This window comes from Anabaena sp. AL93, assembly GCF_001672085.1.
Taxonomy (GTDB): Bacteria; Cyanobacteriota; Cyanobacteriia; order Cyanobacteriales; family Nostocaceae; genus Dolichospermum; species Dolichospermum heterosporum.
Genome location: NZ_LJOU01000038.1, coordinates 1 through 18,696, shown reverse-complemented (window position 1 = coordinate 18,696; position 18,696 = coordinate 1). Strand labels below are relative to the sequence as shown.

General features: G+C 37.5%; 19 protein-coding genes and 1 pseudogene. 7 read left to right on the top strand and 13 right to left on the bottom strand.

Features of this window, described 5'->3' with window-relative positions; all coding sequences use genetic code 11:
* Window positions 1-260 precede the first annotated feature (260 nt).
* On the top strand, window positions 261-3,008 hold the full coding sequence (locus AN486_RS11750) for an AMP-binding protein (RefSeq protein ID WP_290600760.1): 2,748 nt from the start codon (window positions 261-263) through the stop codon (window positions 3,006-3,008).
* A 310-nt stretch (window positions 3,009-3,318) separates the two neighbouring features.
* Complete coding sequence (gene miaB / locus AN486_RS11745; protein ID WP_053540657.1) at window positions 3,319-4,680, top strand: tRNA (N6-isopentenyl adenosine(37)-C2)-methylthiotransferase MiaB; 1,362 nt, start codon at window positions 3,319-3,321, stop codon at window positions 4,678-4,680.
* A gap of 580 nt (window positions 4,681-5,260) precedes the next feature.
* Here miaB and hemJ read toward each other — a convergent pair.
* The 6 genes from hemJ to rph form a co-directional block, all read right to left on the bottom strand.
* A complete protein-coding gene (gene hemJ / locus AN486_RS11740; RefSeq protein WP_290600757.1) occupies window positions 5,261-5,848 on the bottom strand; it encodes a protoporphyrinogen oxidase HemJ in 588 nt (195 codons plus the stop codon).
* A 121-nt stretch (window positions 5,849-5,969) separates the two neighbouring features.
* On the bottom strand, window positions 5,970-7,103 hold the full coding sequence (locus tag AN486_RS11735; RefSeq protein WP_290600755.1) for a restriction endonuclease: 1,134 nt from the start codon (window positions 7,101-7,103) through the stop codon (window positions 5,970-5,972).
* Window positions 7,084-7,980: an adenine-specific DNA-methyltransferase gene (yhdJ, locus tag AN486_RS11730; protein ID WP_233455501.1), complete on the bottom strand. Its 897-nt coding sequence runs from the start codon at window positions 7,978-7,980 to the stop codon at window positions 7,084-7,086. The genes AN486_RS11735 and yhdJ overlap by 20 nt, the downstream gene beginning before the upstream one ends.
* Before the next feature lie 307 nt (window positions 7,981-8,287).
* On the bottom strand, window positions 8,288-9,139 hold the full coding sequence (locus AN486_RS11725; protein ID WP_290600752.1) for an alpha/beta fold hydrolase: 852 nt from the start codon (window positions 9,137-9,139) through the stop codon (window positions 8,288-8,290).
* A 116-nt stretch (window positions 9,140-9,255) separates the two neighbouring features.
* Window positions 9,256-10,041: an MlaE family lipid ABC transporter permease subunit gene (locus tag AN486_RS11720; protein ID WP_234413243.1), complete on the bottom strand. Its 786-nt coding sequence runs from the start codon at window positions 10,039-10,041 to the stop codon at window positions 9,256-9,258.
* 34 nt (window positions 10,042-10,075) lie between these two features.
* Entirely contained in the window at window positions 10,076-10,819 is a 744-nt protein-coding gene (rph, locus tag AN486_RS11715; RefSeq protein ID WP_290600749.1) for a ribonuclease PH, read from the bottom strand.
* 305 nt (window positions 10,820-11,124) lie between these two features.
* On the opposite strand from rph, the gene AN486_RS11710 reads away from it, so the two are divergent.
* The 5 genes from AN486_RS11710 (at window position 11,125) to AN486_RS11690 (ending at window position 14,128) form a co-directional block, all read left to right on the top strand.
* Window positions 11,125-11,661 carry a P-loop NTPase family protein gene (locus tag AN486_RS11710; protein ID WP_053540663.1) on the top strand — a complete coding sequence of 179 codons (537 nt, stop codon included), beginning with the start codon at window positions 11,125-11,127 and terminating at the stop codon, window positions 11,659-11,661.
* A 74-nt stretch (window positions 11,662-11,735) separates the two neighbouring features.
* On the top strand, window positions 11,736-12,305 hold the full coding sequence (gene dcd / locus AN486_RS11705; RefSeq protein WP_035083368.1) for a dCTP deaminase: 570 nt from the start codon (window positions 11,736-11,738) through the stop codon (window positions 12,303-12,305).
* Window positions 12,306-12,772: 467 nt separating this feature from the next.
* The gene (locus AN486_RS11700; RefSeq protein WP_028088741.1) at window positions 12,773-13,222 is read left to right on the top strand and encodes a DUF29 domain-containing protein; all 450 of its coding nucleotides are present in this window, start codon (window positions 12,773-12,775) and stop codon (window positions 13,220-13,222) included.
* Between the two features lie 152 nt (window positions 13,223-13,374).
* Window positions 13,375-13,596 carry a hypothetical protein gene (locus AN486_RS11695; protein ID WP_290600745.1) on the top strand — a complete coding sequence of 74 codons (222 nt, stop codon included), beginning with the start codon at window positions 13,375-13,377 and terminating at the stop codon, window positions 13,594-13,596.
* Window positions 13,597-13,840: 244 nt separating this feature from the next.
* Window positions 13,841-14,128 (top strand): type II toxin-antitoxin system HigA family antitoxin, encoded by a 288-nt coding sequence (locus tag AN486_RS11690; RefSeq protein ID WP_233455500.1) that lies wholly within the window; start codon window positions 13,841-13,843, stop codon window positions 14,126-14,128.
* A gap of 64 nt (window positions 14,129-14,192) precedes the next feature.
* Here the strand turns inward: AN486_RS11690 and AN486_RS11685 are convergent, their stop codons facing one another.
* The 7 genes and pseudogenes from AN486_RS11685 to AN486_RS11655 all read right to left on the bottom strand — a co-directional run.
* Entirely contained in the window at window positions 14,193-14,453 is a 261-nt protein-coding gene (locus tag AN486_RS11685; protein WP_039202188.1) for a UPF0175 family protein, read from the bottom strand.
* Window positions 14,446-14,661 carry a hypothetical protein gene (locus AN486_RS11680; protein ID WP_053540664.1) on the bottom strand — a complete coding sequence of 72 codons (216 nt, stop codon included), beginning with the start codon at window positions 14,659-14,661 and terminating at the stop codon, window positions 14,446-14,448. The genes AN486_RS11685 and AN486_RS11680 overlap by 8 nt, the downstream gene beginning before the upstream one ends.
* 93 nt (window positions 14,662-14,754) lie before the next feature.
* On the bottom strand, window positions 14,755-15,012 hold the full coding sequence (locus tag AN486_RS11675) for a hypothetical protein (protein WP_053540665.1): 258 nt from the start codon (window positions 15,010-15,012) through the stop codon (window positions 14,755-14,757).
* A gap of 39 nt (window positions 15,013-15,051) precedes the next feature.
* Window positions 15,052-16,257, bottom strand: a complete 1,206-nt coding sequence (locus AN486_RS11670; protein WP_053540666.1) for an aspartate aminotransferase — start codon at window positions 16,255-16,257, stop codon at window positions 15,052-15,054.
* Complete coding sequence (locus AN486_RS11665) at window positions 16,254-17,432, bottom strand: iron-containing alcohol dehydrogenase family protein (protein ID WP_290600742.1); 1,179 nt, start codon at window positions 17,430-17,432, stop codon at window positions 16,254-16,256. The genes AN486_RS11670 and AN486_RS11665 overlap by 4 nt, the downstream gene beginning before the upstream one ends.
* Before the next feature lie 171 nt (window positions 17,433-17,603).
* Window positions 17,604-18,128: a Ycf51 family protein gene (locus AN486_RS11660; RefSeq protein WP_053540668.1), complete on the bottom strand. Its 525-nt coding sequence runs from the start codon at window positions 18,126-18,128 to the stop codon at window positions 17,604-17,606.
* Window positions 18,129-18,252: 124 nt separating this feature from the next.
* Window positions 18,253-18,696 (bottom strand): annotated as a pseudogene (locus AN486_RS11655) (photosystem II q(b) protein); the annotation flags it as partial.

The window sequence follows — 18,696 nt, the reverse complement described above, 5'->3', positions numbered from 1 at the left end:
GATAATTTGGGTATCTACAGTTTATGATTATACATTAATTTGGATAATTTGTATACAATTTTTATTTTAAAAACAAAGTATAGATAAAGATTTTATGAAAGATTCTCCTTGAGTATGGCAGGTTATTATAATTTGTCATACCATTTATTTTTATCAATGCACATCATTAATTAAGTCAAGGGCAATAAATAAATTAAAAAGAGATAATTTTCTACCTCAACCCTGATTTTCACCAAAAATTCAATAAAGTTTATATAGCCATGAATAATATTTACTCCACAATTCCAAATATCTTATTCCAGAAAAAAATTATTTGCAATCGTCTAATTCCCTCGCCAAAAGGCTTTATAGACTTTCCCAAATTTGAGATTGAACAGTCTATACCTAGCCGATTTGAAAAACAAGTTGATAAATATCCAGATCATATTGCTATCAAAACCCAGAATCAAACTCTCACTTATGCACAGCTAAATAAAAATGCTAATCGGTTAGCCAATCAAATTCTTGAACAACGAGGAAATAAATTAGAAGTAATTGTATTACTACTGGAAAAAGGTGCAGATTTTATTACAAGTATGTTGGGAGTATTGAAAACAGGTAAAATCTTTGTTCCTTTAGATCCCACATTTCCTATTGATAGACTAGCTTATATTATTAAAGATGCTCAAGCCGTTGCATTTATTACCAATAATCTCAATTTGGATTTGGCGACACAACTCGCTGAAGCTACTATTAATAGTTGTCATTTATTTAATATAGACAATATTGATAACCATAATTCTTGCCAAAATCCCACCATCAAAATATCACCAGAAGCACCAGCTTATCTAATTTATACTAGTGGCTCAACTGGTCAACCCAAGGGAGTTATACAGAATCATCGTAATGCTTTGCATTACTGCATGAATGACACAAAAACTTTATTAATTAACCATCAAGATCGTGTAGTTTTTCTCTATTCTTGTAGTGCTTTAGGTGGAATATTATGTATTTTCTACACTTTACTTAATGGTGCGAGTCTCTATTCATTCAATGTCAAAGAACAGGGATTAACTAATTTAGTTAATTGGTTAATTACATCGGAAATTACAATTTATCATTCATTTACAACTCTGTTTCGGCATTTTGTAGATACTCTCACTGGTACAGAACAGTTTCCTAAAATTCGCCTAGTTAAATTAGGTGGTGAAGCTACCTTAATTAGAGATGTCGAAAATTATAAAAAATACTTTTCTTCAGATTGTCTTTTATATGCCAGTTTAGGCGCGACAGAAGCAGGAACTTTCCGTAATTTCATCGTTGATAAAGATACGAAAATTGAAAATAGCATCGTACCTATTGGTTATGCAGTTGAAGATATGGAAGTTGTGCTATTAGATGAAGCAGGAGTAGAAGTTAAAAACGGCAATATTGGAGAAATTACCCTCAAAAGTGAATATTTAGCTTTAGGTTATTGGCAAAAACCAGAATTAACGCAAGCTGTATTTTTACCCGATATTCAAAATAGCCAAAAAAGAATTTATCGCACAGGTGATTTAGGCTGTATTCAAGCAGATGGTTGTTTAATTCATAAAGGAAGAAAAGACTTTCAGGTAAAAATCCGAGGCTTCCGCATTGAAGTTGCAGAAATTGAAATGGAATTGCTGAAAATTAGCAACATTAAAGAAGCTGTAGTTATAGCTAGTGAAGATAGTCCAGAAGATAAACGTCTCATCGCTTATATTGTTCCTCAACAAAAACCAGCACCTACTACTAAAGAAATTCGGCAATATTTACAGAATAAATTACCTGAATATATGCTTCCTAGTGCCTTTGTGTTTTTAGATGCCTTGCCATTAACACCTAATGGTAAATTAGATAGAAAGGGATTAATAGCATTTAATTTAATTAAGCCAGAATTGACAGAAAGTTTTGTTAATGCCCATGATGATATAGAAAGTCAGTTAATAAAACTTTGGCAAGATTTGTTAGGTGTTGAACCTATTGGTGTTCAAGATGATTTTTTTGAATTGGGTGGAAATTCTTTATTAGCAGTCCGGTTATTTGCGGATATAGAACGTAAATTTGCCAAGAAACTGCCTTTGGCGGCTTTGTTTCCCACAGCGACAATAGCAGCGATATCTCAAATTATCCACCAAGAACCAGGTTTAGAAAATACCCCCAAAGTTAATTATTCATCTTTAGTAGAAATTCAACCCCAAGGTACAAAACCACCTTTATTTATGATTCATCCCTTGGGGGGAGAAATATTATGTTATCGGGATTTAGCAATACATTTAGGGTTAGACCAACCTGTTTATGGACTGCGACCCCAGGGAATAGATGGAAAACAGCCTCTTTTGCTGCGGGTGGAAGATATGGCTGCAAAGTATCTGCGAGAAATGCAGACTATTCAACCTCAAGGACCCTATTTTGTAGGGGGATATTCCTTTGGGGGTATCGTCGCCTATGAAATAGCCCAACAAATTCGCAGCCAAGGTCAAGAAATCGCTCTTTTAGCGATGTTAGATACCTGTCGTCCTGGTTATGAACGACGGTTATCATTTAAGAGGCGAATTTTGCTGCATATCAATAATATCTTTCGACGTGGACATAAATATATTGCTCACAAAGCTAAGGGTTGGTACAAACAATTTCATTACAATACTAAACAAGTTTGCAATCATTACTTTCCGACTGGTTCTCATGTCATTCTCCCTGAAGATAAAAAGTATTTAGAAATATCAAATGCTCATAAACAAGCTTTGAATACCTATGTATTTCGACCTTATGCAGGGAAACTAACTCTTTTCCGCACGAGAGATGAAAATCGAACTGAGGCTATAGGTTTAGAATATGATTCCCATTTTGGTTGGGGTGAGATAGTTATGGGTGATTTAGATATTAAGTATATTCCTGGTTCTCATCTTTCTCTTCTCAATGAACCGAATGTGAGAGTATTGGCAAAACAAGTTAAAATTTGTCTAGAGAAAGCTCAGAACGTAACGTATACTGCAAACGGTTCATAGTTTAACCAAATATGAAACCCCTCTGGTAAACCTCTCCTTTGCACCTCTCCCTAACCCTCTCCTAAGAGGAGAGGGAAAAGGAATAATATTTAATACTGGAGAGGCTTTGAACCTTGTTCTTTGTATGATAAAAAAGTCCAGCTTCTAGCCGTTATAATCGAATGGCGCTTTCCCCCGAAATATTGAGCGACACATTTCCATTGTTCACCACAAACCGCACACTCCTGAAAATGTTACCCAAATAAGATAAAATTCCTATATAGAATAGAAAACAGACTTGATATACATTACTAACTAAGCGTAATTCCCAATGACCACTAACCGCCATTACCACATTATCACCTTCGGTTGCCAAATGAATAAGGCAGACTCTGAACGCATGGCTGGTATTTTAGAAGACATGGGCTTTGAGTGGTCAGATGACCCAAACCAAGCAGATGTAATTCTTTACAATACCTGCACCATTCGTGATAATGCGGAACAAAAAGTATATTCTTATTTAGGTAGACAAGCCAAACGCAAGCAGGAACAACCTGATTTAACTTTGATTGTTGCTGGTTGTGTTGCCCAACAAGAAGGTGAAGCTTTGCTGCGTCGTGTGCCAGAATTGGATTTGGTGATGGGACCCCAACACGCTAACCGTCTTAAAGATTTGCTAGAGTCGGTTTTTGCTGGTAATCAAGTTGTCGCTACGGAAGAAGTTCATATTTTTGAAGATATCACCCAGCCGCGTCGGGATAGTCAGGTAACTGCTTGGGTAAATATTATTTATGGTTGTAACGAACGTTGTACTTATTGCGTTGTCCCTAATGTGCGCGGTGTGGAACAGTCTCGGACACCAGAAGCGGTTCGGGCGGAAATCGAACAGTTAGCAAAACAAGGATATAAAGAAATTACTCTCCTGGGTCAAAATATTGATGCTTACGGACGGGATTTACCTGGTTCTACCGCCGAAGGTCGTCACCTGCACACATTGACAGATTTACTTTATTATGTCCATGATGTACCGGGTATTGAACGCATAAGATTTGCTACCAGTCATCCGCGTTATTTTACGGAAAGATTAATTAAAGCCTGTGCAGATTTGCCCAAAGTCTGCGAACATTTTCACATTCCTTTTCAATCTGGGGATAATGAGCTTTTAAAAGCTATGTCACGGGGCTATACTCAGGAAAAATATCGCCGGATTATTGATACTATTAGAGGGTATATGCCGGATGCGTCAATTAGTGCTGATGCGATTGTGGGTTTTCCTGGTGAGACAGAAACACAGTTTGAAAATACTTTGCAATTAGTGGCAGATATCGGGTTTGATTTAGTGAATACTGCGGCTTATTCACCTCGTCCTGGTACACCTGCGGCTTTGTGGGATAATCAACTGAGTGAGGAAGTTAAAAGCGATCGCTTGCAAAGATTGAACCATTTAGTTAATATCAAAGCAGCAGAGCGATCGCAACGTTACTTTGGTCGGATTGAAGAAGTATTAGTAGAAGCTCAAAATACCAAAGACACAAACCAGGTTATGGGAAGAACTGGGGGAAATCGTCTCACATTCTTTACTGGTGATATTAATCGCCTCAAAGGGCAAATCGTCAAAGTTAAAATTACCGAAGTTCGTGCTTTTAGTTTAACAGGAGCAGCATTAGAAGTTCGTCAACCAGTTACAGTTTAACAAAATACAGGAGTATAGCTGACACCATACTCTCTGTCTTGCAAGGTTTTGGCTTATGGTGTCTCAACATAGGTGCATTTGTCTTTGTCGGATTTGGAAAATTGAGGATATCCAGATGGCTGAAACTGTTCCCAGTTAAGATTTCTCTGTCCTCACAGACAATTTCTATAGACTACACCATGCTTCGCTATCAGCAAACCCTATGTAGGGTTTTAGCAGTGCTTAATGGTGTCAACTTAACGTAAAACCCATAGCCCGTCTGGGAATTAATTCCCAGTCTAATAGCGAAAGTCATCTAAAGATGACTAATAATTGTCTAAACCTTCAGTTTACTTTAGTAAACTTTAGCTATTAGCCCGGAAATTCATTTCTGGGCGGGTGTGAAAACAAACAGATAAGCCATTTCTAACTTAAGTTGACACCTATGAGCAGTGCTAAACCCCTACCGATAAGTAGGTGGGCGGAGGAAAATCAAAATATATTTCGTTTTTTGAAATGGCTAAAACTCAACGACAATAACCCATCGAGGTGAATTTACATATCGTTACACATTTTGGTTATTTCACGTCCACCTACTTAGTTAAAAAGCTTTTACTCCTGACTCCTCTTTTAATTGTCCTGTCAGTTTTTCCTGATTGCGTCTGCGGATTTTGGCGTAGAGTTGAATACTCACAGCCATGAAAATCACCAAACCAAAAATTAACCAAGCGGTGAGGTCTGTAGGTAAGTTATTCTTAAATGTCGCCAACATCACAATTACGACTAATAAAAGCGTCGGTGCTTCGTTTAAGGCGCGTAAACTTTGACCAGTCCATTTACATTCATTCGCTGCTAACTGCTTCATTAATTTAGCGCAGTAAACATGATAGCCAATTAAGACCGCTACAAATCCTAACTTGTAATGTAGCCAGGGTTCTTTTAACAGTTCCATGTTGGTAGATAAAATACCAATAGCCATTGCTACTGTCACAAACAGTCCCGGAGTAGTAATAATGTCGTAAAGACGCTTTTCCATGATTTGATACTGGTTCTTCAGTATCGTTCTTGCTGGTTCTGGTTCAAGGTTAGCTTCAACATGGTAGATAAACAACCGCACTAGGTAGAATAACCCCGCAAACCAAACCACAAAGCCAACAATATGAAATGCTTTAAACCAAGAATACGCCATGAATTTTAACCTACCTTTATCAATTTACAAATGATTGCATCTACTCTCATTATCAGGTTAAGATGATTTCGCAGCAAGGATGTGGATAGGTTAAGAAGTGTGAACCGTATATTTGGCATCATCATACTTCATCCCCAACAGCTTCTTCTTCCATATTAAACTCAACTCGACTTTGTAAAACTATTTCTTCAATTACTTGAATACCCTTTTGAAATTCTAAACCTTTATTAAAACGAAGTATTAGTTCTGGAATATTTATCACTTCCTCTATACATTCCATATACTTTTTAATAATAGCTTTGATTTGATATCTTGTCTTTGCTTGTTCCTCAATCTTATTGAGTAAATATTCGACTTCTTCCTCAGTTTTGATTACAAAAGTAACTGGATATTTTTGTACCTTATCAATATCTAAAAAATATTTTCCCGTATCTAAGGTTTCTGTAACTTGAAAAAACCTTCCCAGAGGCTTCATGACAAAATCTATCCCACCATCATTTGCATTTGTGCGTCCAGTTTTATACAAAATTAAATGATCAATATTTAATTCATGTTGCGACCAACCCCAATATATTTTTTGTTCTGCATAATAATGTTTTAAAATCGCATAACTAACAATCTCAAATACTCTAGCATCTATATTTGGTTTTAATAAACTTCTAATGAATTCAATTGCTGCTTCAGATGAATGATTTTGAATTTCTATCATTTTTTGACAATAAATCACAAATTCATTGAATGAATTCATTCTTGCTTGAATATAAGCATCAATAATATCTTTGATGGATTCAGAAATATTAATTACTTGCTCACCAATTTCAATTTTTAAAAGATTTTCATTAATCCAATATCTATTTGTTGTTGAATCTCTTATTATTGGTAAATAATCTGAGGTGTGAAAATATTTTTTAAATTCTTCATTTAAACGATGATTCAGAGCATGATTTTGAAGTTTATTTCCAAAAGGTAACTCCCTTTGTCGCATTAATAAATTTATATATTGTGCGCCTTCATAATCTTCATAGCCATTCTTAAGATGAAATTCCTTTTGTAAATAATCTTCAATCAAAACATATATAGCATAATGATTAGCAAATCTGGATCTTGATTTTGAACCACGATTTGCAGCTTTAGTTTTAATATTAATATACTGTAATAATTGACTATTCTTTAAAATAATATCTCCATATCTAGGAAAGTATTTATTAAGAATATTAATTATTGTTTGCGTAAAATCATGCTGTAGTATTTTCATCAAAGATACTCCCTTGGATAAAATCTAAATCTACTTTTTTTCCATTTTTATTTTTGATATTATGGTTTTTCTGTGGTGGTAAGAGTTTTTCTCCTTGATATTCTTCCATTTCTAAAATCCTTCTCAATCCAATTTTTAGATATTCTTCTTGCAGTTCAATACTGATAGATTTCCTACCTAAACGTTTAGCTACAGCAGCAGTTGTAAAAGTTCCAGCAAAGGGATCAAGGATTAAACTTCCTTTATGACTACTTGCTAAAATGATTCTTTCTAGTAATGACTCTGGTTTTTGTGAAGGATGATTTTCATATTCTTCCATGCGATATCTCACACGGGGAAAATACCAAGCATTACCAGGTACTTTTTCTGTATTATAGGGGGTAGGAACTGATTTTCTGTAATCAATTAATTTCCGTTGTGCGCCTGTTTTTGCTTCAACTTTAATATCATCTGCATTAAAAATATAATTGTTTTTATCTTTGACACAATGAAGAATAGGTTCATACATTGAACCGAAGTATTTTGTAGCTTGAACTCCAGAACTATCATAATGCCACATTATCCGACTGAGAATAGTTAATTTTTGTCTCAAATAAATATCAAAATAAGGCATTGCTTGGGTACTTGTCATCACATAAATTGTACCATTTGGTTTAAGAATGCGAATAGATTCATCAAGCCATTGATATGACCAATTTATATATTCTGTTTCTGATTCCCATTTATCATGGAAGTTACCAAATTTCTTACCTATATTATAAGGAGGATCAATAAAAATTAAATCTACTGATTCGGCAGGAATATGATTTAATAAAATGTTGACCGCATCACCGTGAAAAATGGTATGTTGTTGATTTTTATGTTGTTCAATCATCATTTTAAATAAGTAAGCAAAATTTTGATTGTGCAAATCAAAAACTCAGACAATAAGAGGTTGTTTGAAAACTCATGATTGCTGTATCAAATGTTTTACCCCTCCCTAACCCTCCCCTTGTAAAGGGGAGGGAACTGGATTTTCTTTTTTCCCCCCAAAGCATTGGGGGGATTAAGGGGGGTAAAATGTGATGAAAATTACGGGATACCACTTTTAAAACATCCTCTAATGTATTGACTTTACTATCCTTCTTCTTAAAAATACTTAAACAAAAGAAGGATAGCAGAGAACAAGAAATACTGGTTGATATTTAATTCGATTGGGAACGCCGGAAAAATGGGAGTAAATCTTGTAAAATCACTTCATGATAATGTTCTTGGGCATAATGTCCCACATTATTAAGTTTGATTATTTCCCCATTGGGTACAGATTTTACAAAAGTTTCCGCCATATCTACAGATAACCAAGGATCAATCATTCCCCATTGGACTAAAATAGGTTGTTGCCATTCTTTAAACCCATTTTCTATTTCTAGCATGGCTTTTTCTAGTTGGAAATTGCGAATTGTTGCTAAGAGACTTCTTCCAGGAGCAGAACTTTTCAAAAAGGGTTTTCTATAAACATCTAAATCTTGATCTTCAATGCGGTAACGACTTCCACCTTCTAGGGTTCTATCAACTAATAAAGGATCTTGGGTAATCATATCTCCCGCAAAGGGTAAACCCATTTGTTTGATTTTCCAAGGTAATTTTGCTGCTGTAGAAATGGGGGTATTTAAAATAGCAATATTAGCAACTTTTTCAGGATGACGGAGGGCGTATTGTAAGCCAACTGAACCTAGAAAACCTTGGACAACTAGGGAAAACTTTTCTAATTCTAAAGCTTGAACAAATCCTTCCAAAGCTGTGATAAATGCGTCGGGAGTATAAGCAAAATCCTGTTTTTCTGGTGTACCGGAAAATCCACAACCAATCCAGTCAGGTGCGATCGCTCTATTTCCCTGTGCTGCTAAACTAGGTATAATATTTCTCCAACTATAACTTTGAGCAACTATCCCATGTAAAAATAACACAGGGATTAAATCAGTTCTCCCAATCGGTTCAGCTTCTCGATAAAACCATTCTAGAGAATCTACCGTAATTTTATGTTCTTGAATTGACACGCTATTTTCCTATTGACGACGGCAACAACACCATACAAATGCTAATATCATCATCCTACAAATAGGTGATAGGTGAACAAATCCCAAAACTACTTATGTCTTTAGACCGGGGAGTGTCAAAGCAAGGGTTTCTCAAACAGTAGCAACGCCAACACAAAATCCATAATAAAAATCGCCACCCAAGTAGTTACCACAGCAGTTGTAGCTGATTCTCCCACTTCCTTTGCGCCTCCTTGAGTTGTCAGTCCCCAACTACAACCATTAACCGATACTATAGCCCCAAAAATCCACCCCTTGAGTAAAATAATTAAAATATCTGATGGTAATAAAAAATTTCTCACTGATTCTAAAAATGTTTCAGGACTAACCTGATAAAACTGCATAGCCGCAAAAGCACCACCCATAACACCTGTAACTACAGCAAAAATCATCATTACAGGCATCATTAAACAGCAAGCAATGACTCTGGGTAAGACAAGATAATCAACAGGGTCTGTTCTGAGCATATATAAAGCGTCAATTTGCTCTGTTACCCGCATTGCTCCTAATTCCGCAGCAAAAGCTGAACCAACTTGTCCGGCGATAATACTAGCAGTTAAAATTGGTGCTAGTTCTCGACAAAATGCTAAAGCAAATGCACCGCCAACGGTATCTACAGCCCCGAATCTGACCAATTCTCTAGCGGTTTGAATCGTGAAAATCATCCCCGCAAAACCGTTGACTAATAATACTGGAGGGAGGGAAGCTGGTCCTGTTGTCACTGTATGTTCTAATATCTTGCGATAGTAGGTTTTTCCGCGCAGGAAATGCAGTAAAATTTGACCGAACAACAGGAATACTGACAAATAGCGAATTATCCAAGATTGTTCTAAATTTCTTTTGGGTTGCAAGTTTACGGCCACTAATTAAATTTTTTTACTAGGGAATTATGACAATTTAATTTTCTACAAATAGAGTATTCCAATCACTAATAGCATTTCTTTGAGCAGTTAATAATTCCTGTATACCTTGTTCCGAAAAATCTAGCATTTGACTCAACTGCTGACGACTAAAACTTCCCGATTCTGCTGTTCCCTGAACTTCAATAATGTTCATTTGATGATTCATGACTACGTTAAAATCCACATCTGCGGCTACATCTTCAACATAGTTAAGATCCAAAAATGGTTCACCCTGTAACAAGCCTACAGAAACTGCTGCTATTTGTCCACATAAAGGCGATCGCGCTAAAACCCCCTGCTGCAATAATTGAGAAATAGCATGAGCCAAAGCCACAAAACCCCCAGTAATTGCCATTGTCCTCGTTCCTGCGTCAGCTTGCAGCACATCTGTATCCACAGTCAGCGTTCGTTCTCCCAACACCTCAAAATCCACCGCAGCCCTTAAACTCCGCCCAATTAAACGTTGAATTTCCTGGGTTCTGCCCGACAGTTTCATCAATTCCCGTTCCTGGCGTTTCTGGGTAGCAGAAGGCAACATTCTATATTCAGCAGTTAACCAACCCTTCCCACTACCAGTCAAAAATTTAGGCACTCCTTCAGTCACACTAACCGTACACAGAACCTGAGTATCACCAGATTTCGCTAAAACAGAACCAGGTGCAAACCGAGTGAAATTAGGATAAAAACTATGGGGACGGAGTTCACCAGGGGTTCTGCCGTCAGGACGTTGCCAAGTCATTGAAATTACCTCAAAATTTTTGCCTACAGCCTTTAGATTACCCCAGGATGACAAAGGAATAAGGCTGCTTTACTGATAAATACTGCTGTATGATAACTATATGTTCTGCTGTTAGCAAAAATTTGCCTTTAAATGTAACGGGACTTACCCAACTGGCACATTGGTAGGGTGGGTCAGACTGCATAAATTCTGCAAATAAACAGATTGTTGATATCTGACGCACCCTACAACAGATTTTTAGTGTGAAACTTGCGTAAGTCCTATGTAAGTCATTAAATTTATAGTGAGTTTTTAAACTTTGCCTTATGGTTGCCCAACTAGAAACCCCAGGTCTAAATTCAACCCTCAGCGTACCATATTCCGTAGAAGGACTGATACAAGTTTTTACTAATTCCCAGCGTAGCTTTTTTACCAGCGTGATGGCACAAGCACTGAGAATTGCTGGACAAGGTACACCAGTATTAATAGTCCAATTCCTCAAAGGTGGGATTCGCCAAGGACATGAACGACCCACCCAAATGGGACAACATTTAGATTGGATTCGCTGTGATTTGCCCCGTTATATTAATACTTCAGATTTGGACGCAGCGGAAATTCAAGCTTTGCAACAACTTTGGCAACATACCCAAAAGGTAGTTAATGAAGGTAAGTATTCTTTACTGGTATTAGATGAGTTGAGTTTAGCGATTAATTTCGGTTTAATTCCAGAAACTGAGGTTTTAGAGTTTCTTTCTCACCGTCCTCCTCATGTTGATATTATCCTCACAGGTTCTCAAATGCCAAAGTCTCTTTTAGATGTAGCAGACCAAATTACAGAAATTCGTCGCAGTCATCAACCTTAAGTATTAAGATATCCTAGTAACTTGGTTGAATTATCTGAGAACCTGTGATTAAAAACGACATCTGGATTACCGAAATGGCTCAAAAAGGCATGATTTCGCCTTTTGAATCGAGTTTAATTCGTAAATTGCAACCTGATTCATCTCAGCTTCCGCAACCTGTAATTAGTTACGGACTTTCTTCTTACGGCTATGATATCCGGCTTTCTGGCTCTGAATTTCGCATTTTTCGTCACATTCCCGGTACTGTTATTGATCCTAAAAACTTTAATCCCCAAAATCTAGAGTCTACCCAGTTACATACAGATGAAAGTGGTAGCTATTTTATCTTACCTGCTCATTCTTATGGTTTAGGTGTGGCTCTGGAAAAGCTTGAAGTTCCAGCCAATATTACAGTAATTTGCATTGGTAAATCTACTTATGCAAGATGTGGTATAATAGCTAATTTAACACCTGCTGAAGCGGCATGGAGAGGACATCTTACTTTAGAATTTTCTAATTCTTCCAGCGCTGACTGTCGTATTTATGCTAATGAAGGTGTGGTGCAATTGCTATTTTTAGAGGGTGAACCCTGTGCTGTTAGTTATGAAACTCGCAGAGGTAAATATCAAGATCAGTTAGAGATTGTTACAATAGCTAGAGTTTAAATTTGAAACACAAATCATTTTCCTGTTCCCAGTCCAAAATAGATATATTGGTAATTTTGAGTATCTATATTTGATTTTATAGGTAAGCGATCGCCTAATAATATTAAGATGGTGTTTGAAAAGTCATGATTGCTGTATCAAATATTTTACCCTACCCTAACCCTCCGCGATGCTTTGGGGAGGGAACTAATTTTTTCGGTTTCCCCCCAAAGCATCGGGGAGATTAAGGGGGGTAATTTACAGCAATTTCCAATCATATAAGGTACATCTTAGCCCCCTCATCGCTTGTGGGGAGGGGGTTGAAGCATGAAACCAAAAAATGCTACAGAAAATGGACAAGGTATTGAATAAGCAAAATGTTAAAAGAATTTAAATTGTGTCGATTTTGCTAGTTTACAGGTTGATTGTCTAACTTTACAAATGATTTCACTTAAAATGGAATTAGGTCATTTAGAGGATTTACAGCAATGACACGGACACCGATTGCAGTATCTTTATATGAGCAAGACTATTTACTCTGGATTGAAGATATTGTCCACAAATTACGGAATAGAGATATAGAAGGACTAGATATTGATAATTTGATAGAGGAGATAGAGGACTTGGGTCGCTCAGATAAACGTGAACTTGAAAATCGGTTAGCAGAACTTTTAGAACATATTCTCAAGCGGAATTATGTGCATATCCCTGATTGTTATCGTGGGTGGGTAGAATCAATCATTAAACAAAGGATTGGAATCAGAAAGTTACTCAAAAATTCACCTAGTCTCAAACCTTATTTTAGCCAAGTATTTGATGAAGCTTATGCAGATGCTCTGAAAATTGTCCGCAATGGTTATCCACAGTGTGAGTTTCCTGATACGTGGCCGTTTAGTTGTGATATTGAAGCAATGTTAAATGTGGACTTTTGGGAATAATTGTCAGAATCAGGATGTCCAGGATTTCAGGATTTACAGGATGTGATTGTCAAATGTTCCTTCAGTAAATTAGACTATATTCTAGTCGGTTTTAACCGACTTTGGCTTTGAGACAGGGAATAAATTCCCTGGATTATTTTAATGCTAATTTTATGTCATTAGTTACAATTCGATTTGAGACAATAGATAGTAAAATAGTTTGTGCAGTTGATGTCAGAAAGTCAGATGAAATCGTGTTAATGAAAGGTAAAGATAAAAAATTAGAACTAGAACTCTACATTCGCGCTGGTAACACTTCTAAGCCTCTTATTGATACTCCAGAAATAGTAGAGTTTTGTTTAAAACGGAGTAAACCGTCAGGAGAAAGTTATTAGACCAGGCTATAAACTCGATTCGTGGTAGAGTAGAAATAGAACAAACTGAGAGCGATCGCTCTTTAGAAACAACAGTACAAGTATTAGGTATAGGTTTTGGTGGTGGTGCTATATTTTCCGGTATTATCACTACGCACATAGATAAGATCAACTCACCTTTATTACCAAAAAATTACTTTTCAGCTTCATTAATTTTAAGCATAATTGCTACCTTGGGATGGACTCTTTTGGTTTGGTTGGTTATATGGATAACAAAACGCAAATAGTTGTTAAAGATATTCTGCATGAAGAAGAATATGAACAAGCAATTTCAAGATTAAATGATTTACTTGATGAAATTGGTACTAATGAACAACATCCTCTTTATCATTTATTAGATACATTAGGAACAATAATTGAGGCTTATGAAATAGAACATTATCCCATTGCTAATTGTCACGGAAATGATGTATTAGCTTATTTAATGGAAGAACACAAACTGACTTTATCAGATTTACCTGAAATTGGTTCATCCGAATCGGGAAACCGTTGATTAATTAACTCTAATTGTCCAATACTACTTAAAGCAATTAAAACCGATGAATTACTAACTGCTTTCATGATAATATTTCTAATGTCTCTAAATCTGTTTCTAACTCTTCTAAATCATAACTACGATCAATATTTTCTTGTCCCAATAACTCATGAAATTCCCATTTGCTTAATTGCGACAATTCACGGGCTTTCCCAAAAGAAAGAATCCCTTTTTGATAAAGTCTAATTGCTAATTCAGTGCGGATGCGATGCAGACGTTCATCAGGAGGTAGACGTAATCCCTCAGTTACTTGATCAGGAATTTCTAAGATTAGTTTACTCATATTGTTTCACATCAGGATCAAGAATAATTATATCATTTTGTTTAGGGAAATGTTCTACTGTCGTTGTCCCATCTTCATGATGAATAGTAACACTATATCCTTCTTGATATCGTTGAGAATATTTACCCCGAATATGATTTTTTAGTTGACTTAAATCATATTCTTCTTTTAAGTCATCTTCTATTTCATATTGTCTTTTCTCGTTCATAATATCTCCATTGAGTTACAGCCCATTGATGAAAGCGATCAGATTTCCTGAAATAAGCAACCAAAACACCAGTATCAAGAATTATCCGCTGATTCATTTCTGCCCATATTCTTCCATGTATTTCTTATTAAAAGAAAGATCGTCTACCCCACCTTCAATAACTCCTTCCCATTTTCTCAATAGATCATGAGGAGAAGCTTCAGGCTTTTCTACAGTTGCTTTTTCCGAATCTTGATTAACTTGGTGATTACCCAATTCAAATGCCAGAAACTCAACAAAACGGAGAACTTGCTGCTGTTGATCTATAGGTAACTGCTGCATGGTAGTTACTACCTTTTCCAGAATCGTCATGATCTTAATTCTTTTGAGATTGTGTATTCACCTTAATTATCACGCAGAAACAGAAACTTCCGACTGATAGCAAATCCCCGCTTCCTTGAATCTTTGTAAAGCTTCCCCCAAGCGATCGCAATCTGCAATTAAACTAATTCTCACATAGCCTTCACCACCCACACCAAAGGCATTTCCAGGAGTCAAAACCACCCCAGTTTGCTGTAAAACATTCAAAGCAAAATCTGTAGAATTCATTCCCACCGGACATTTTATCCACAAATACATAGTTGCTTCCGTTTTGGGAATATTCCACCCTAACTTACCCAAACCATCAATTAAAAAATCTCGACGAGTGCGGTAACGTTGTTGCACTTCATGTAAATAAGAATCAGGAAGTTGCAAAGCTGTTTCTGCTGCTGTTTGTAAAGCCGAAAAAATGCCATAATCTAAATTGGTTTTCAGAGTCCGTAAACCTTGGATAACGTGACGATTTCCCACCACAAAACCAACGCGCCAACCTGCCATATTATAGGTTTTAGATAGTGTGTGAAACTCGACACCAATCTCCTTAGCACCAGGAATTTCTAATAAGCTTGTGGGTTGATAACCATCAAAAGCTAATTCTGCATAACATAAATCATGGACTAAAAGGATTTCATACTTCCGTGCAAAAGCGACAATTTCCTCAAAAAATTCGCGGGGGGCTGTGGCTGCGGTAGGATTACTAGGATAATTGAAATAGAGAATTTTCGCTTTTCTAGCCACTTCCTCAGGAATAGCCGCTAAATCAATTAACCAATTATTTTCTTCCTTGAGAATTAAATTATGGATAACTCCCCCAGCAATAATCGGTCCACGAAAATGCACAGGGTAAGAGGGTGAAGGTACTAATACAGTATCACCAGGATTAATATAGGCGATCGCTAAATGCCCCAAACCTTCCTTAGAACCGAGTAAGGGTAAAGCCTCACTATCAGGATCAAGGGTAACACCATAACGGCGATTATACCATTGAGTAATCGCCTTACGGAAACTAGCCGTTCCTTCAAATGGAGGATAACCGTGATTAGCGGGATTTTGCAAAGCTGCCATAGCCGCTTCTATCACAGGTTGGGGAGTAGGTCCATCAGGATTACCCATACCCAAATCAATTAAATCCAACCCTTGTTCTCTAGCCTTAGCCTTTAATTCGTCCAAACGGGCAAATACATAAGGCGGCAATTTTTGTATCCGTTCTGCGGGAGACATCCAACTCAAACTCATTCCTTCACCTCGTCACTTATTCCCCTGGTGGAAACACGATTAATATCTATTGGTGCAGTGGTAGAAACCATTGCGGCCATCAATTGTTCCAACGCTACATTAAACGGTAGACGGTGGATATCAGAATTAGGTTCTAAACTAATTTCCGCTGCTGTTTGTAACTCACCCAAAGTGATATTACCTAGTCCCAAATCTGCTAATTTTTGGGGTAGTCCAATCTCTGCATAGAACTTCAACAATTGTTGTCTTGCTGACGCTGCTAATTGATTTCCCTGGATCATTTCTTCTAACCGCAGTTGTACCAGGATACCATAAGCGACCTTTTCCCCGTGAATACTACCATGTCCAGAAATATGAGTTAAGCCATTATGAACTGCATGGGCAGCGACTGTGCGACATTGCGCCCCACCAAGTCCCCCAATTACTCCAGCTAGGAGTACAGTTGCGTCCACAACTTCTTGCCAAACTTCCCCACCCGGAAACTGTAACGCAGCAGCAGACTTTTGCAATAAAATATCGCGTAAAATTCGCGCTTGTTGAACCGCAGCAATAATTAAAGTTTGTTGCAAATGCCCACTACTCACTGATGCTTCATACCATTTAGCGATCGCATCCCCAATTCCTGCTATTAATGTGCTTGGAGGTGCAGTCTGAACTAAATTATAATCCAAAATCAGCAAATCAGGACAGCGAGATAAAGCCACATCATATAAAAACGCCCCAGTTTCTGAATAGACATTAGAAAGGGCAGTCCAAGCCGCACAGGTAGCCCCAGAAGTGGGAATTGTCACAATTGGTAATGTCAATTGGTGGGCGACTAATTTAGCCGTATCTAGGGCTTTACCACCACCAATCCCGATAATCAGATCAGCTTTATGTTCTTTAGCAGCTTTGCGTAAAGCCTTCAAACTAGCTTCACAACAATCAGCACCATAGGAAACTGACAAAGGATGTAATTCTGGAGATTGGAAAAGAGGTTGTAAACTCTCTTGACTCAGATTAAGAGTTTGGTTGCCGGCAATAATTAACGGACGACTCCCGAAATTAGCGACTTCAGCCGCAACGGTTGACAAAACTCCCGCACCGCGAATTACTTTCCCAGGGGAAACAGAAAGGCTGAAAAATGAACTAGTCGTTTGAGTGGACAAAGTTTCAGTAGAATGTTGATTAGGCATGATCGTTATTTTGCCAAAACTATTGATATTTCTTAATCAAATTTTAAAATAATCTTTATTGTATGATAGATGACCAAAAAATGTGCAAATAGAAAATCAGGATGTAGGGGCGCAGGGCCTGCGCCCTGTCAGATTTTCCTATTCCCTCTTAACTATCATGTCACCTGTCACCTATGAAGCTGTAGGTTTTGGTAAGGAAGCAAACTTGTCTAAATAAACTTCTACCACCATTTCTGGGTCTTCACGACTGACCAAAGTGCGATTTATTTGACCCAAGTACAGCGGTACAGATAACCCTATTTCTGGGTGGATAATGGTGCGAGCGCGGACTATCATTTCCTTGCTACCACCAGTACCTAAGCGACCATAGGAATAAAGGTTACTAGCTGCTTGACGTAAAGTGGCTTCTAATTCTGTGGGAGTAATTTCTGGGGTGATCGCAATTACTGTTTGGTTAGAACCGTTGTCATAAACTAGGGTGTACTTGACAGCACCAGGAATAATTGTACGACTCAGGGGAACAAGGGAAAGTGAAAATAACCCCCCTGTCAGTACCAGCATAAAGCCAGTTGCACCCACCAATCGAAAGCGAAAGCCCCATTTGAGTATGAAAGCCAAGATTGTCAGAACTGCAAATACTATTGTCGCAATACCTGACCATTGGGTATATTGGAGAAAATTAGCGGTATTAGGCATAAGGTTTTAATTACGGACAATTACCATCTTACCTATGAGCAACACCAGATTTTTATGCAAAGCAAAACGCCCCCCATTTCTGGAGGGCGATTGTTTAATTAAGCTATTAACAAAGCTTTAATTATTAACCGTTGATTGCAGGAGCGCTTAAAGCAACAGGAGCAACATCAGCAGCAGCCAAGTCTAGGGGGAAGTTGTGAGCGTTGCGCTCGTGCATTACTTCCATACCTAAGTTAGCGCGGTTGATTACGTCAGCCCAAGTAGCGATGACGCGACCTTGAGAATCCATGATGGATTGGTTGAAGTTGAAACCGTTCAAGTTGAACGCCATGGTGCTGATACCCAATGCTGTGAACCAGATACCAATTACAGGCCATGCAGCGAGTAAGAAGTGTAGTTGACGGCTGTTGTTGAAGGAAGCGTATTGGAAAATCAAGCGACCAAAGTAACCGTGAGCAGCTACGATGTTATAGGTTTCTTCTTCTTGACCGAATTTGTAACCGTAGTTTTGTGATTCGTTTTCGGTTGTTTCTTTAACCAAGGAAGAAGTAACCAAAGAACCGTGCAT

Coding starts and splice junctions, on each gene's coding strand:
- AN486_RS11750 (WP_290600760.1), top strand. CDS start 261: ATGAATAATATTTACTCCACAATTCCAAATATCTTATTCCAGAAAAAA.
- miaB (WP_053540657.1), top strand. CDS start 3,319: ATGACCACTAACCGCCATTACCACATTATCACCTTCGGTTGCCAAATG.
- hemJ (WP_290600757.1), bottom strand. CDS start 5,848: ATGGCGTATTCTTGGTTTAAAGCATTTCATATTGTTGGCTTTGTGGTT.
- AN486_RS11735 (WP_290600755.1), bottom strand. CDS start 7,103: ATGAAAATACTACAGCATGATTTTACGCAAACAATAATTAATATTCTT.
- yhdJ (WP_233455501.1), bottom strand. CDS start 7,980: ATGATGATTGAACAACATAAAAATCAACAACATACCATTTTTCACGGT.
- rph (WP_290600749.1), bottom strand. CDS start 10,819: ATGACTTGGCAACGTCCTGACGGCAGAACCCCTGGTGAACTCCGTCCC.
- AN486_RS11710 (WP_053540663.1), top strand. CDS start 11,125: ATGGTTGCCCAACTAGAAACCCCAGGTCTAAATTCAACCCTCAGCGTA.
- dcd (WP_035083368.1), top strand. CDS start 11,736: ATGGCTCAAAAAGGCATGATTTCGCCTTTTGAATCGAGTTTAATTCGT.
- AN486_RS11700 (WP_028088741.1), top strand. CDS start 12,773: ATGACACGGACACCGATTGCAGTATCTTTATATGAGCAAGACTATTTA.
- AN486_RS11695 (WP_290600745.1), top strand. CDS start 13,375: ATGTCATTAGTTACAATTCGATTTGAGACAATAGATAGTAAAATAGTT.
- AN486_RS11690 (WP_233455500.1), top strand. CDS start 13,841: ATGGATAACAAAACGCAAATAGTTGTTAAAGATATTCTGCATGAAGAA.
- AN486_RS11685 (WP_039202188.1), bottom strand. CDS start 14,453: ATGAGTAAACTAATCTTAGAAATTCCTGATCAAGTAACTGAGGGATTA.
- AN486_RS11680 (WP_053540664.1), bottom strand. CDS start 14,661: ATGAACGAGAAAAGACAATATGAAATAGAAGATGACTTAAAAGAAGAA.
- AN486_RS11675 (WP_053540665.1), bottom strand. CDS start 15,012: ATGACGATTCTGGAAAAGGTAGTAACTACCATGCAGCAGTTACCTATA.
- AN486_RS11670 (WP_053540666.1), bottom strand. CDS start 16,257: ATGAGTTTGAGTTGGATGTCTCCCGCAGAACGGATACAAAAATTGCCG.
- AN486_RS11665 (WP_290600742.1), bottom strand. CDS start 17,432: ATGCCTAATCAACATTCTACTGAAACTTTGTCCACTCAAACGACTAGT.
- AN486_RS11660 (WP_053540668.1), bottom strand. CDS start 18,128: ATGCCTAATACCGCTAATTTTCTCCAATATACCCAATGGTCAGGTATT.